This window comes from Tepidanaerobacter acetatoxydans Re1, from assembly GCF_000328765.2.
GTDB classification, from domain to species: domain Bacteria; phylum Bacillota; class Thermosediminibacteria; order Thermosediminibacterales; family Tepidanaerobacteraceae; genus Tepidanaerobacter; species Tepidanaerobacter acetatoxydans.
Map to the genome: position 1 here is coordinate 871154 of NC_019954.2, position 15125 is coordinate 886278.

At 38.3% G+C, this 15125-nt stretch carries 15 protein-coding genes and 1 pseudogene; 13 read left to right on the plus strand and 3 right to left on the minus strand.

All coding sequences use genetic code 11. The features are described 5' to 3' along the window. Positions 1-152: 152 nt before the first annotated feature. From TEPIRE1_RS04035 to TEPIRE1_RS04060, 6 genes are all read left to right on the plus strand, one after another. Positions 153-1256, plus strand: coding sequence for an ABC transporter substrate-binding protein (locus TEPIRE1_RS04035; protein WP_013777902.1), 1104 nt, complete (start codon positions 153-155; stop codon positions 1254-1256). Between the two features lie 66 nt (positions 1257-1322). Next, positions 1323-2177 (plus strand): ABC transporter permease, encoded by an 855-nt coding sequence (locus TEPIRE1_RS04040; protein WP_013777903.1) that lies wholly within the window; start codon positions 1323-1325, stop codon positions 2175-2177. Positions 2178-2182: 5 nt separating this feature from the next. After that, the gene (locus tag TEPIRE1_RS04045; protein ID WP_013777904.1) at positions 2183-2977 is read left to right on the plus strand and encodes an ABC transporter ATP-binding protein; all 795 of its coding nucleotides are present in this window, start codon (positions 2183-2185) and stop codon (positions 2975-2977) included. A 56-nt stretch (positions 2978-3033) separates the two neighbouring features. Further along, positions 3034-3660, plus strand: coding sequence for a sporulation membrane protein YtaF (ytaF, locus tag TEPIRE1_RS04050; protein WP_013777905.1), 627 nt, complete (start codon positions 3034-3036; stop codon positions 3658-3660). A 179-nt stretch (positions 3661-3839) separates the two neighbouring features. Beyond that, positions 3840-5150 carry an ATP-binding protein gene (locus TEPIRE1_RS04055; protein WP_013777906.1) on the plus strand — a complete coding sequence of 437 codons (1311 nt, stop codon included), beginning with the start codon at positions 3840-3842 and terminating at the stop codon, positions 5148-5150. After that, positions 5122-5991, plus strand: coding sequence for a response regulator (locus TEPIRE1_RS04060; RefSeq protein ID WP_013777907.1), 870 nt, complete (start codon positions 5122-5124; stop codon positions 5989-5991). Before TEPIRE1_RS04055 ends, TEPIRE1_RS04060 begins: the two co-directional genes overlap by 29 nt. A gap of 171 nt (positions 5992-6162) precedes the next feature. On the opposite strand, the gene TEPIRE1_RS04065 is transcribed toward TEPIRE1_RS04060, so the two are convergent. The 3 genes from TEPIRE1_RS04065 to TEPIRE1_RS04075 all read right to left on the minus strand — a co-directional run bounded on the left by TEPIRE1_RS04065 (position 6163) and on the right by TEPIRE1_RS04075 (position 9660). Further along, complete coding sequence (locus TEPIRE1_RS04065; RefSeq protein ID WP_013777908.1) at positions 6163-8109, minus strand: TRAP transporter permease; 1947 nt, start codon at positions 8107-8109, stop codon at positions 6163-6165. Then, positions 8102-8566 (minus strand): DUF1850 domain-containing protein, encoded by a 465-nt coding sequence (locus TEPIRE1_RS04070; RefSeq protein ID WP_015295089.1) that lies wholly within the window; start codon positions 8564-8566, stop codon positions 8102-8104. The genes TEPIRE1_RS04065 and TEPIRE1_RS04070 overlap by 8 nt, the downstream gene beginning before the upstream one ends. A gap of 95 nt (positions 8567-8661) precedes the next feature. After that, positions 8662-9660: a TAXI family TRAP transporter solute-binding subunit gene (locus TEPIRE1_RS04075; RefSeq protein ID WP_013777910.1), complete on the minus strand. Its 999-nt coding sequence runs from the start codon at positions 9658-9660 to the stop codon at positions 8662-8664. Positions 9661-9915: 255 nt separating this feature from the next. Here TEPIRE1_RS04075 and TEPIRE1_RS04080 point away from each other — a divergent pair, with 255 nt between their 5' ends. The 7 genes and pseudogenes from TEPIRE1_RS04080 to TEPIRE1_RS13360 all read left to right on the plus strand — a co-directional run. Further along, complete coding sequence (locus TEPIRE1_RS04080; protein ID WP_013777911.1) at positions 9916-10494, plus strand: LemA family protein; 579 nt, start codon at positions 9916-9918, stop codon at positions 10492-10494. A gap of 43 nt (positions 10495-10537) precedes the next feature. Next, a complete protein-coding gene (locus tag TEPIRE1_RS04085) occupies positions 10538-11392 on the plus strand; it encodes a TPM domain-containing protein (protein ID WP_013777912.1) in 855 nt (284 codons plus the stop codon). Between the two features lie 58 nt (positions 11393-11450). Then, positions 11451-13103 carry a nucleoside kinase gene (locus TEPIRE1_RS04090; protein WP_013777913.1) on the plus strand — a complete coding sequence of 551 codons (1653 nt, stop codon included), beginning with the start codon at positions 11451-11453 and terminating at the stop codon, positions 13101-13103. A gap of 118 nt (positions 13104-13221) precedes the next feature. Continuing rightward, on the plus strand, positions 13222-13422 hold the full coding sequence (locus TEPIRE1_RS04095; protein WP_013777914.1) for a cold-shock protein: 201 nt from the start codon (positions 13222-13224) through the stop codon (positions 13420-13422). Between the two features lie 185 nt (positions 13423-13607). Beyond that, on the plus strand, positions 13608-14135 hold the full coding sequence (hpf, locus tag TEPIRE1_RS04100) for a ribosome hibernation-promoting factor, HPF/YfiA family (protein ID WP_013777915.1): 528 nt from the start codon (positions 13608-13610) through the stop codon (positions 14133-14135). Positions 14136-14274: 139 nt separating this feature from the next. After that, positions 14275-14919 carry a hypothetical protein gene (locus tag TEPIRE1_RS04105; protein ID WP_015295092.1) on the plus strand — a complete coding sequence of 215 codons (645 nt, stop codon included), beginning with the start codon at positions 14275-14277 and terminating at the stop codon, positions 14917-14919. 14 nt (positions 14920-14933) lie between these two features. Next, positions 14934-15124: pseudogene (locus TEPIRE1_RS13360) on the plus strand (S-adenosylmethionine:tRNA ribosyltransferase-isomerase); the annotation flags it as partial. Position 15125 lies beyond the last annotated feature (1 nt).

Here is a 15125-nt window from a genome sequence, read left to right on the forward strand (position 1 = left end):
AATTCAACTATCTTCCTGTTCCTATTATGCGAATAATTTTCGGAACAGTTATTTTAATAATGTTATTTTTAATAAATTGTTTTATAAGTCGTAACCGATTTATGTCCACAAGAATAATATAAAGAAAGTTATTTTTTAAAGGGGTGGTTTGTTTGAGACGTATAGCACTGCTTTTAGTTGCGGTTATGCTGTTTTCAGTAACTGTTACTGGATGTGGAGGGCAGGCGGTAAAAGAGAAAACCGATAACGTGACACCTGAAGAAGTACAAAAAGAACAAACTATCGGAAAAAAACCTGAACTTGAGCCTCTTTCCCCGCCCGTAAAGGTGACGGTTGGAATGAAGGAAGTAGTATCTGATGCAGGTGTGCTTATAGGTATGGCCAAAGGTTATTACGAGGAACTGGGCATTGAAATTGAATCTATTGCTTTCAATACCGGTCAAGATATGATAAATGCCTTGGGAGCAGGCCAGCTTGATGTAGGATGTACCGTTACGGCATCTGGACTGTTTAATGCAATTCTTCGAGATATACCGATAAAAATTGTCGGAGACAAAGGTATTAATGTCGAAGGCCAGGGATATTATCGTTTAATGATACGCAAAGACTTGGTAGATGAGATAAAAGACTTTAAGGATTTAAGAGGGCGTAAACTTGCTGTAGTAGGCACCGCTTCTCTTGATGAAATTGCCCTAGACCGAGTACTGAATCAGGGAGGGATGACTACAAATGATGTAGATTTACAAGTCATCAGAAGTTTTCCCGATATAGTGGCTGCTATGAGCAATAAAAGCATCGATGGAGGCATGGTAATCGAACCCTTTGTAGCTGCCGCTATCGCCAAAGATATTGCGGATCCGTGGAAAGACCCTTCAGAGTATGATCCTGATGCTCAAACTGCGCTTTTGGTCTATGGAAAGAGCATGCTTGACCAGCCGGAAGTTGCTAACCGTTTCATGGTTGCTTATATTAAAGCCATAAGAGATTACAATGATGCCTTTTTTAAAAACATAAATAAAGACGAAATCATATCAATCCTTGCAGAGTATTCAGTTGTAAAAGAGAAGGAACTCTATGAAAAAATGTACCCTGTTGGCTTTAATCCAGATGGTTTCGTAAGAATGAAAGGTATCCAAATGGACCTTGACTGGTATAAACAAAGAGATTTATTAAAAGGAGAATTAGAGGCCGAAGATGTGGTAGACAACAGCTATGCCGAATATGCCGTTAAAATATTGGGAAGATATTCCAAATAGGTAATATATGCGGCCGAAAATCGAATACCGGTTTTCGGCCAACTTAATGAAAAAAGGAGAAATACCATGAGCTTATTTGAAGAACATATTTACAAAAACATTGAACAGATGAATATTGTTATTAAAGAAGAAGAGTGCAAACCCAAGACAAAATTGGTGAATAAAGCGATTATATTAAAAGTCCTGACTTTTTTCTCCCCGTCGTTACTCTTGGTATTATGGGAGTTATTCGCGCGATGGGGGCTTATTGATGTTCGATTGTTTTCAAGCCCTGTAATGATTTTCAAAACTATGATTCCGATGCTTTATTCAGGGGAACTTTTGTATCATACCCTTATCAGTGCTCGAAGAATACTGCTGGGATTTATAGCCGGAGCCGTGCCTGGAGTAGTCCTAGGTTTATCAATGGGACTTTTTCCACCGGTAAGGGCCAGTCTTATGCCTATGGTAGCAGTCACCTTCCCAATTCCAAAACTGGCGATTATGCCGCTGATTCTTATTATTTTTGGCCTAGGTGAAACGTCGAAAATATTTACCATAGCCATTGGGGTGTTCTACCTAGTCTTAATAAATACCATGGCGGGTGTATTAAATATTGATGAAATATATCTTGACATAGCAAAAAACTTTGGAGCAAGCCCTTTTCAGTTTTACACAACAGTGGCTTTTCCCGGAGCACTGCCCATGATATTCGCAGGCTTTAAGCTGGGTATGGGTACTGCCTTGCTGCTGATAGTAGCAGCAGAACTTTCGGCAGCAAAAGCGGGAGTTGGGTGGATGGTCTGGCGAGCATATGACATGTTCGATATTGAGAAAATGTTTGTAGCTCTTATAACAATGGCTTTCTTAGGATATATTTTCTCATGTCTTTTAGATATTGCGGAAAAAATTGTTATACCTTGGGCAAACAACAGGAGGTGAGCTTATTGTATCCCACCGAGGTTATACGCATAGAAAAACTAAATAAAGAGTTTTATACACGCAAGGAAAAGGTTGTTGCGATTAAAGACTTAGATTTATCGGTAAGGGAAGGTGAATTTTTATGCATTTTGGGTCCTAGCGGCTGTGGCAAGACCACACTGCTTAGGATTTTGGCCGGTTTGGAAAAGCAAACCAAAGGAAAGGTGTTTATGAGGTCGAAAAATCCTGAAAAACCTTTGACATCAATGGTGTTTCAGGGCGATTCCGTATTTCCATGGATGACGGTTGCGGAAAACGTAGCTTACAGTTTGAGAATTAGAGGTTTCCCAAGTGATAAAAGATTGAACATAGTCGAGCATTATTTAAAATTAATGGGTCTGGACAAATTTGCAAATGCCTTTCCTTATCAATTATCCGGTGGGATGAAACAGAGAATCAATGTTGCACGGGCTTTTGTAAGTGACCCTGAAATTTTACTTATGGATGAGCCTTTTGGAGCTCTTGACGAACAAAATCGGCTGATTTTACAGCAAGAACTCTTAAAAATATGGGATGGCAGCGGCAAAACTTCTATTTTTATAACACACAGTATTGACGAAGCGCTTCTTTTGGCTGATAGGATAATGGTAATGACAGCACATCCCGGGAAAGTTAAAGCAATAGTTCCGGTGGATATTCCAAGACCGAGAGATATTCTATCATTACGTTCATCGCCCAGATTTGCAACATTATTTAGAGAGATATGGCAGCTGCTGCAAGAAGAAGTATTAAAAGCTAAAACCACAGAGTTTAAAGCATAAACCGGAACAACCAAAAAACAATGATGAATTCGCATAAATAAAAGGGGAGATGTCGATTGAACATTTTTACCGGAATCATACTTGCAATTGCAGTAAGTGTAGATGGTTTATCTGCCGGAATAATTTACGGAATGAAAGATATAAAAATTCCCTGGTTTTCACAACTGGTTATAGTAGCGGCCACTTCCTGTGCATTTGTGACGGCTATGGTTTTTGGAAATATTGCAATAGGATTTTTTTATCCCATCGAAACCAAATTCATAGGGTCTATACTGCTGTCGATTTTAGGTATCTGGTCGCTTTTAAAGACATACGCAAGAGAAAATAGCAGCATAAGCACAAAAACTATCGCCAGTTTTCAAATAAAGCCGCTGGGTCTTGTCATAAAAATATTAAGAGAACCGATTGCTGCCGATACAGATACTTCAGGGATTATTGATATCGGAGAAGCCTTACTGCTGGGAGCTGCCCTTGCCGTGGATTCCTTTGGAGCAGGCTTTGGTGCTGCAGCGGCAGGTTTTGGAATAATATGGACTACAACCTTGGTTAGCATAGCAAGTCTCATTTTTTTATCAATAGGCCTGTATATAGGTCGTAAAAAATTAGTATTTCTAAACCAAAAGCTAACAGAGTATCTGCCGGGAATCTTATTACTTGTTCTAGCCTTCATAAAATCATCCTAAAAGTAGGGGCGACCACTGGTCGCCCGCTCGCTCGCTTTTTTATAGCAAAAACATTAATAAATACTTTTTACAACAAAACTGACTTTCTGCAGTGGAATCAACGATAGATTTTGGTATAATATTATTTAGTAAGGTTCTTTGAAACCAAACAACTCTCCTATCAGGAGGGAGATGAAAGCTTGTCCGTTAAAAGCTATTACAAGGAAATGCTGATAACCGCAGCCTTAGCAGCCCTGACAGGGGAGCTGTATTTTTATCCTTTTGGAACTAATTTCCGATTTACCGTGGGAGTTGTTACTTTATCTTTTTTGGTATTATATTTTGATTATATACCTGAAATGGTATTGGTTCCCTTTTCCGGGCTGGTTATTATGATTTTTCGCATACTGTTGAGCTGCGTTATCGGCAAAAGCACTTTTATTTATGCAGTTAACCTTCACTATCCTGCCTTCTTTTTTTATGTAGCATATGGAATATTTTTAAGAATAGGGAATATAAAAGCACTTTTGAAGATGCCTGTAAACTTTATTGCTGTAATGACCTTAGCAGATATCGGAGCTAATTTTGTCGAGCTTACCGCAAGAGGTGAAATGAATTTGATTTACTTTCAGGAAATATTCAATAGGGTGCTTGCCGTAGGCTTGATTCGCAGCATTATTACGTTTGCTGTCTATTGGATAATAGAGCGATACAGGCTTGTTATAATGCGTGAAGAACATGAAAAACGTTATGCCGAACTACTTAAACTGCTGTCGGATTTGAAGGCTGAGTTTTTTTATATAAAAAAATCCTCAAAAGACTTAGAAGATGCGATGAGGGAAGGCTATGAAATATATCAATCTTTGGTTTTGGATATTGATGATAATGATGTTATAAGATTAAAGAAAAAAGCCTTGAATCTTGCCAAAGATATTCACGAAATAAAAAAGGATTACCTTAGAATTTTGGCAGGGGTAAAAGAACTGCTGCCCGAAGAAATAGGCGGTATGCAGCTAACGGCCGTACTTGATATAATTAAATCAAATACACAGAGATTGATAAGCGCAATTGAAAAAGATGTAAAATTAAAAATCAATACAGTACCAAATTTAGTTGTAATTAATTACTTTTCGATGTTCTCTATTTTCAACAACTTGGTTTCTAATGCACTGGATGCCATAGACGATAAAGGGGTTATTGAAATAAACATATGTTTAGACGAAGAAACGGTTATAATAACTGTTTCTGATGATGGGAAGGGAATCAATGCTAAAGACCTTCCCTATATCTTTGAACCGGGCTTTTCTACGAAATACAACGAAGACGGCTTAATTTCTACAGGACTTGGTTTAGTTAATGTAAAAAATCTCGTGGAGGATATGAGCGGCAGCCTTTCAGTAACTTCAACTCCTACTGAGGGCACAAAATTTGAAATACGCATGCCCTTAGAGGGAAATTTTACAACTGTGCAGGGGGATAAACATGAACTTTCGCGTGATGATAGTAGATGATGATAGAGCAGTAAGGCGAATTCTTTCGGGAATTATTGAAAACAACAATCTTGGAGACATTGTCGGGGACAGCGGAGACGGTGAAGAAGCTGAGAAAAAAATTTCCGTTTTGAAGCCGGATATAGTGCTTATGGATTTTCTTCTCCCAAGTAAAGACGGGCTGGAAATAATAAAGAGTCTGAAAAAAAGAGGTATTAATACACATTTTATTATGATTTCACAAGTTGAGGACCAGGCAATGATTTCCCAGGCTTATCAGGCTGGAATAGAGTTTTTCATACATAAGCCAATCAATGCCATAGAAACCGTAAGCGTGATTTCCAAAGTACAGGAAATCATAAAACTAAAAGACACCGTTAATAAAATACGAACGACAGTAATTAATCTGGATGATATGCCGCTGCTTGAGGTGAATATAAAAAAGGGTCTAAACAAAGTAGGATTTTTTCTGGCAGACCTGGGAATACTTGGCGAAACCGGCAGTGAAGATATAAAGATCATCATAGAAAACCATGAAAAGTTCTGGCAGAATATAAATAATTTACAGGATATATATCAGTACCTAAAACAATACTACGAAAATTATGATGAAAAAAAATCCACCGATATAAAGGCTATTGAAATGAGAATACGCCGAGCTATAGATAAAGCGCTTAAGAATGTGGCATCAATGGGACTTGAAGATTATAACAATGAGCAATTTATAAGGTTTGCTTCTACGCTTTTCGATTTTACAGAAGTAAAAAAAGAGATGGATTTTTTACGCGGTAAAAGCCCAATTAGCGGTAAAATTAATATAAAAAAATTCTTAGAAGGGAGTATTCTTCTATGTAAAACATAACATAATAAAAAATTGCTTATAAAAACGGCATAAAGACCGGATGTATTTTTTTATGTATATAATTAAGGTCGTCAGGTTATGCCTTATGAAGGCAAATTGGTTTACCCAACGACCTTATGTAAAACGAATATTTCTATCCCTATAAATCATTTAAATCATTCAGATTATATTTTAGTTTTCGCTATCATTTACCACATGTTTTGAGATTTTGCGCTGCTGCATAATATAGCCTAATATCAGTAGCACCAACCCGGCAAGGTCGGTTTTTAAGCCGGGCGTTACCAGCAGTATCCCGCCGATAAAAAAGATAATGCGTTCTATAAACGATTCATCAGTTATTAAGTAGCCTGCTACTGCGGAGCCCACGCCGATAATGCCGATTATGGAAGTGATGATAATTTGTATGATTCCCCATGCAGTTACATCTATTAAAAGCATGGATGGATTGTATACAAAGATATATGGTACCAGGAAAGCCGCAATGGCAAGCTTGGAAGCTTCAAGCCCTGTTTTTAAAGGGTTTGCCTTAGCTATGCCGGCACCGGCAAAAGCGGCTAATGCTACCGGAGGCGTAATATCAGCAATAATGCCGAAATAAAAGACGAACATATGAGCGGCAAGTACCGGTACATTCATCATTAAAAGCGCCGGTGCCGCTATTGTCGATGTAATAACATAGTTAGCCGTAGTAGGAACCCCCATGCCTAATATGATGGATGTTAGCATTGTAAAGAACAGTGTAAGTAACAGATTGCCTTTAGCAAGGCCTACTAAGGTAGAGCCCATTTTTAAACCAAGTCCTGTTTGAGTTACAACACCTATGATTATACCTGCACAGGCAGTGGCCGCAATAACGCCCAGAGCACTTCTGGCTCCTTGCTCAAGACCGTTTATGATATCTGCTAAACTTATTCTTGTATTTTTTCTAAGCAAGGAAGCTACTATTGATGAAATAATAGCAAAAAGAGCAGCCTTCATTGGGGAAAATCCCTTTACTAAAAGATATATTATGGCTACAAGCGGCAGCAGCAAATGCCCTCTTTCCAAGAGAATTGTTTTAATTTTGGGGAGCTCATCCTTATTTAATCCTTTAAGTCCAAGACGCTTAGCTTCCAAGTGAACTCCGGTCCAAACTCCAAAATAATAGAGAAGAGCCGGAATAACCGCAGCACCGATTATTTTCACATAAGATATCTGAGTAAATTCGGACATGAGAAAAGCTGCAGCACCCATAATAGGGGGCATCAACTGACCGCCTGTAGATGCAGTTGCCTCTACAGCCCCTGCAAATTCAGGTTTATAGCCGAGCCTTTTCATCATCGGTATTGTGAAACTTCCGGTTCCAACCACATTAGCTACGGAACTGCCGGAAACGGTGCCCATAAGACCGCTGGAAAGCACCGCAACTTTAGCAGGGCCGCCAGATGCCCAGCCAGCCACGGCATTGGCTAAATCGATAAAGAATTCTCCCATGCCGGTTTTTTCAAGAAAAGCTCCAAACAGTATAAAAAGAAATATAAAAGTGGAAGAAACCCCAATAGGTATTCCAAAAATGCCTTCAGTAGTATAAAAAAGATGCCCGACAAGACTGGGCAGAGCAATTCCTCGATGTGCCAGTTGACCGGGAATTTGACGCCCAAACAGTGCATATAAGATGAATAAAGATGCGATAGTCACAATAGGCCAGCCAACCACGCGCCTGGCGGCCTCTAAGACCAATAGTATTGCAATAAGACCTACGACATAATCCATGGTTGTAACGGTTCCTGCACGCAAAACCAGATCCTGATAAAAAATTATTATATACATAGGTACCGCGGCGCCTAAAATAGCGAAAACTACATCTACCGGATGAACTTTATTTCTAGGCCATTCTTTTCTGGCAGGATATAGTAAAAAGATTAAGCATAATCCGAAGGAAAGATGAATAGACCTTTGAATCATGGCATCCAGCACTCCGCAAACAGCTGTATAAAGATGAAAAACAGAAAAAGCAATAGCAATAGCTGCTACTATTTTAGCGGAAAATCCTGAAAGTACTCGATAATCCGATTCTTTATCAAATTTTCTCAATATATCCTCATGATTTTGAGAAGTTTCCTGGTATTTATCACTCATTTTCCCTCTCCTTGTGTAATGTATTTTTTATTAGCAACCTATCTTTTGCTCGTATGGTGAGCAGGCCCTCGGGTTCAACAAAATCAAGAAGGGGATAGTCTTTGCCGCCAACGGTTATAGAATGTTGCGGGATAGGTGAAACTCTTATAGGTATTGATTCAAATTCCCTGTGCATATTAAGGACGAATTCACCCTCTTCATTTAAAAATTCACCGTTTTCGTCTGAAAAAGGAAGACCGACTCCTAAAGAGTGGTAAGTAGTTTTTTCCAGAATAAGTTTATTATCATTGCTGATTAAAAAAAATTCATGTACTGGAGTTTTCTGCACAGAATGTATGAAGTTCAGTGCAAATCTTCTGTCTGGAACAGCTATAACCGTAACGGTCTTTTGTTGTTCATCCTCTAATATGAGAGTTTTTTCTTTAACTATCCGATAATTGGAGAAAAATATAGCCATGCAAAAAATAATAAGAAATATAAAAATTTCTAACCGCAGTTTCATAAAATCTGAGCATTGGAGTTAATTTCCAATGCTCAGCATCCTCCCTGAATTTATTTTCCTTCTTTAAAATATTTGTCAGCACCCGGATGAAGGTCGATTGACATACCATCACGACCTGTTTCAGCCTTGATTAAAGCACCCATCGAGTGGGCAGCTTTTAATCTGTCCGGGTTTTCATACATTGTCTTGAGTAAGTTGTAAGCAATTTCTTCGTCAAGATTTGAGCTTACTGCGAGCATTGACATGACGGAAACAGCTTTTACATCTTCTGCCATACCGTTGTAAGTATCGGCAGGTATGACTGTTTTGACGTAGAACGGATATTTTTCTATAAGTTTGTCTGCCAGTGCATCATCAACGGTCAGCAGTTTTACCTTATGCTGTGCGGCAATATCCTGGACGGCTGCTGTTGGAAATCCGGCAGTAACGAAGGCTGCATCGACATTGCCGTCCTTTAGATTATTTGCGGCTTCAGAAAAGGATAGGTACTGGACACTAATATCATCATAAGTAATTCCGGCAGCTTCCAGTATCTGCCGGGCATTAGCTTCGGTGCCGCTTCCTGCCGCACCTACGGCAACCTTTTTACCCTTTAAGTCTGCAAGTGAATCTATTTTTTTGCCTTCTAGAGTAATAATTTGAATAGTTTCCGGGTAGAGAGTGGCAAGCCCCTTGATGTCTTCATACTTATTGTCCTGGAACATCTCGATGCCGTTAGCTGCATAATATGCGATATCATTCTGAACAAAAATTACTTCCACTTCGCCATTTCGAAGGAGATTGACATTGGCTACCGATGCACCGGTTGTCTGTGCTGTTGAATTAACATTGCTGATATTATTTGTCCAAATGTCAGCAAGAGCTCCGCCGAGCGGGAAATAAGTTCCAGCTGTACCTCCTGTTGCAATTGTTACAAAAACCTTTTCAGTTTTTTGTTCCTTATCCTTGACAGGCTCGTTTGCATCACTGCCGGTTTTACCGCCGCAACCGGCTAAAAGCCCTATTAATAATAAAGCAGTTAACAAAACAGCAATAAGCTTTTTACTCATCTTCTTCCCTCCAAGTTATATATTACAAATGTTTATATAGTATTTATTTTATCTGTATTATATGTTTAATATAACTAAAACCAACAGATAACTACTGAATACAACAAAAAATAAATACTTGTATACAGTATAATACATTTACAAAATTCGGCAAATAAACATTTTACTATTTATTATAAATTATAAGGTGCTGTTTTTTCATAGATTTTCGTGTATAATATATAAGATACACATCGAACATGGGAGGGGACTTCATTGAAAAACGTATTTAAAATAGTAATAGCCGTACTATTAATAATCGCTATTTTGGTAATGCCTGTTTTTTTGACATACAACAGCTTGGTAGCAGCCGATGAGGCGGTTGACAGTGCATGGAGTCAAGTAGAAAATCAACTGCAAAGGCGGATGGATTTAATACCTAATTTAGTAAATACGGTAAAAGGTTATGCCGCACATGAAGAAAAAATATTAACAGAGGTTACTAGAGCCAGGGAGAAACTCATGGCCGCAGGTTCTGTAACTGAAAAGGCTGAGGCTGACAAGGAACTTACAACGGCTCTGTCAAGGCTCATTGCAATAGCGGAGAACTATCCTGAACTGAAGGCCGATGCCAATTTTCGACAACTGGCAGATGAACTGGCAGGAACAGAGAATCGTATAGCAGTATCTCGCATGGATTATAATAATGCTGTACAGGATTACAATACAAAAATAAGAAGATTTCCAACCGTAATTGTTGCAAAACTTTTTGGCTTTGAAAAGAAGGACTACTTTAAAGCTGCGGAAAATGCGAAGGAAACTCCGATTGTAGATTTTAACGATGATAGTAAATAGCTGTAATTTGCAGGCTGATTGGTTGCGAAAGCGGTGACATAAATTGATTAAAAAATTAAAATCTCATGAATTAAAAAAGCCCGTAAAAACCAAACCATTATCTTCTGTAGTTGCGGTTCTGGTTTTTAGCCTCATGCTTATAAACTCGGGTTTTGCTTCGGCTGAACCTGTGCCTGCTAAACCTGATACAAATATTTATGTATTTGATTATGCCAACCTTATAGATGAAGCTGACAAACTGGAAATGCAAAAAATTGCAAAGACCCTAGATGATAAGACTGAGGCCGAAATAGTTGTTGTCACTGTAAATGACTTATCAAATATGGAGATAGAAGATTATGCCCTCAAATTATTTAGGAGCTGGGGAATAGGCGATAAGGAAAAAAATAATGGTATATTAATCATTGTAAATAAAGAAAGTATCTTAAATAATCAAAGGGGACGCATTCGGATAGAGGTAGGGTATGGCCTTGAAGGTGCAATAAATGACGGTAAGGCGGGGGCTATTCTTGACAATTTTGCACTGTCCGCTTTTGAAATAGGAGAATATTCCAAAGGAATCCGAGATACCTTTATGGCAGTTTGTTCTGAAGTTGCCAAGGAATATGGTTTGGATTTAGCAGATGAAGAATTATCAGACCTGCAAAATTATTCAGTTGCGGAAGACGATGACATAGCTTTTTGGGAAATACTTCTTGCCGTAATAATTTTCATAATTATCCTGATCTTGCTGACTAAAAAACACAGCCGCCGGTACTACCGCAGGAATCCCTTTAATGGTCCTTTTGGTGGCGGTTTTGGCGGCGGTGGTTTTAGAGGTGGAGGTTTTGGCGGAGGCGGCTTCGGTGGCGGAGGCTTTGGCGGCGGCAGCAGCGGCGGAGCAGGAGCAAGCCGATAGTTTCTTTATAGCTTGAAATGTGCTGCAATAAGAGTTTTTGCAGGAAAAGAGGTGTACCATGAATATAACTATCAAGGGTTTTGAAAATATAAGTATTGATAAGGCAATAAAGCTAGTGGAGATAGCAGAGGATTACCAGCATAATTTTAATTCTCCTATTATTGCTGCCATAGTTGATGGGAACCTTAGAGAACTGACATATGTGCTTGATAAAGATTGTGAAGTAGAGTTTATCGACATGTCGACAGAAACCGGGATGAAAATATATCTAAGGTCATTGATATTTTTATTTGTAAAGGCTTGCCATGATATCATACCGAACTGTCAGGTTCGTGTTGAACATTCTCTTGGCGATGGACTGTATTCCGAGGTAATGGCTGAAGAACCGATAGATGAGGAAGAAGTAGCGGCCGTAGAGAATAGAATGCGGCAGTTGGTTGAAAAGGATGTTCCCATTAAAAAAAATAAAATACCCATTGAAGATGCTCTGGATATGTTTGAAAAAGCCGGTATGCAAGATAAAGTAAGGCTGCTGAAGTATCGGAAAGAGGAATATATCAATATATATGAACTGGACGGCATGAAAAACTACTTTTACGGATATATGGTGCCATCTACAGGTTATTTAAAATGGTTTAAACTAAAGTTCTATTTGCCGGGCATTATTTTGCAGCATCCAAGCAAAACAAATCCTACTTATATAGCGCCATATCGCGAGCAGCCAAAACTTTCTAGTATATTTAGAGAATCAAACAGGTGGGCACAGATTCTGGGGATTCCCGATGTAGGAGCTTTAAATGACTGCATAACATCAGGTAAAAGCGGTGAGGTCATAAGAATAGCCGAGGCCCTCCATGAAAAAAAGATAGCCCAGATTGCAGATATTATTTATAAAGACAGCGAACAGTTAAGAATAATTCTTATAGCCGGACCTTCCTCATCGGGCAAAACTACTTTTGCTCAGAGGCTCATAGTGCAGCTTATGGTAAACGGCCTTAAACCAATTTCTATTTCTTTAGACGATTATTTTCTAGACAGAGATAAGACTCCGCCGGGTGAGAATGGAAAACCAAACTTTGAAGCATTAGAGGCTATTGATCTGAAGCTTTTTAATCAGCACTTGACAAGACTTATTCAGGGGAAGGAAGTTATTCTGCCAAAATTCAATTTCCAAACAGGGAAAAGAGAATATAGAAATTCTCCAATAAAAATTGAAAAAGACCAGCCCATTATTATTGAAGGTATTCACGGATTGAATGAGCATTTAACGGCATCAATTCCGAAAGAAAATAAATTTAAAATATATGTAAGTGCTTTGACTCAAATCAATCTTGACAATCACAACCGTATTTCTACCACAGATACAAGATTATTAAGGCGCATTGTTCGCGACAACCGGTGTAGAGCAGCTGATGCCAAAAGAACTATATCTATATGGCCGTCTGTTATGAAAGGTGCACAAGAAAACATTTTTCCATATCAGGAAGAAGCAGATATAATGTTTAATTCCGCATTAGTCTATGAAATACCCGTACTAAAAAAATATGCGGTTCCACTTTTGAAACAAATTAAAATTCAAGAACCGGAGTATATAAAAGCAAACCACCTCTTAAAATTTCTGGAGTATGTGGAACCGATTGATGATGAACGAGATATTCCGCTTACATCTATTATACGGGAGTTTATAGGTGGTGGCTGCTTTCATGATTAGGAGTTGCTTAAAACCGAATATTTAAGTTGGAAGTTAAATTTGACTTTGTTTTTTGAGTGTGATATATTGAAACCAGATAGACATATATTTTTATTGAGTTTTTAGGAGGAATGAATAATTGCAAGGTAAAGTTAAGTGGTTTAACCAAGAAAAAGGCTATGGTTTCATCGAAGTCGAAGGAGACAAAGATGTCTTTGTTCACTATTCGGCAATTCAGCAGGAAGGCTTTAAGACCTTAAAAGAAGGAGATAGCGTAGAATTTGACGTTGTCGAAGGCCAAAAAGGTCCTCAAGCCGAAAATGTAACATTGGTTCAATAGCTGAAAATAAGCCTGGGCTATCCCCCAGGCTTTTTATGTTTTTACCGCTTGCTGGCGGAAATATAATTTGAATAAACTCGAAATATTATATATAATATATTTACATATAGCAATAATTGCAATTTCGGATAAAATGCATCAATCGATGCATTTTATAAAAAATTCCCAGAAGGGAGTTGAGCTTTATGAAATTAAACATCAGCGGTAAAAATTTTACTGTAACAAAAGCTTTAAAGGACTATGCAGAAAAGAAATTAGGAAAGCTCGAAAGATTCTTCGACAGTGAGGTAGAAGCTCAAGTAACATTAAGTGTCGAAAAAAATCGGCACATTGTGGAAGTGACTATGCCTATTAATGGCATGCTGCTGCGCGGTGAAACGGAAACCTATGACATGTATTCTTCCATCGACGCTGTAGTGGATAAACTGGAAAAACAAATAGAAAAGTATAAGACTAAAACAGCTCGAAACATCAAAAAGAAGTCTTTTGACTACAGCGGAAATGGCAAGAAAGCATCAAATGAAAATGAGCCCAGAATTGTAAGAATCAAGAAATTTGCCTTAAAACCCATGGATTTGGAAGAAGCCGTAATGCAGATGGATTTATTGGGTCATGACTTCTTTGTTTTTTCTAATGCTGAAACTGACGAAGTCAACGTGGTTTATAAGCGCCGCGACGGCAACTACGGTTTGATAGAGCCCGAACTTTTGTAATACTTAAGAATGAATCAAAGCCCGCCTAAACAGCGGGCTTTTTAATGTTTATTGATAATATTTTAATCATTATATTTACTATAGAAGGAATTGCCGAATAAAAGTCGAATTTAAAACATATTAAATGTGGGGTGATATCATGGATTATTTTTCAGAGGAAACTATGCTTATTTCCCATTGCGAGGACCTGATAAAAAAAATAAAGGACATTGTTTCGGCGAAAATTATAACAGGCCCTGATGGCAAAATAGCGGAAATTCATGTCATATCAAAAACCGGCAGAAGCCCTAAGCAGATAGCAAGAGATGTGGAATCAACACTGATAGCATTTCTGGGCTCTGAAATCGACCACAAAAAAATAAGTATTGCACAGATAAATGATGAAAAAAATGTGATGCAGCCGAGATTGAAAATATCGAAAATCGCAACAAGCAAAACCCGTAATAATCTTGAAGTAAAGGTTTTACTTGCTGATCCCGAAGGAAAAATCTTAGAAGGATCAGCAACAGGTTTGACATCACTTCAAAATCGCATGAGAACCACAGCTTGTGCTGCGTTAAATGCTGTGCGGCTTTTTTTGGCTGAGGACTTTGCGCTTTCATTAGATGATGTATATACATATAGAATTGGCAACTATCAAGCCGTATCTGTTCTTCTTTTCCTTTCAATGGACGAAAAAGAAGAATATCTTTTAGGCAGTGCTTTAATTAAACACGACATCTATGAAGCTGTAGCAGCCGCAGTGCTAGGTGCTGTGAATAGAAGAATAGGCCTGCTGATTTAAATAACACCAACTACATATTTATCTATCCAGGCTATAACTTTAAAGCCGTAGACGGCCTTATAACCAACTTTCACCTTCCTAAATCTACCACTATAATGCTTGTCAGTGCTTTCGCGGGAAGTGAAAAGATTTTAAACGCGTACAAAGAGGCAGTAAATAAGCGATATAAGTTTTTTAGTTTGGTGATGCAATGTTAATCGTTTAGT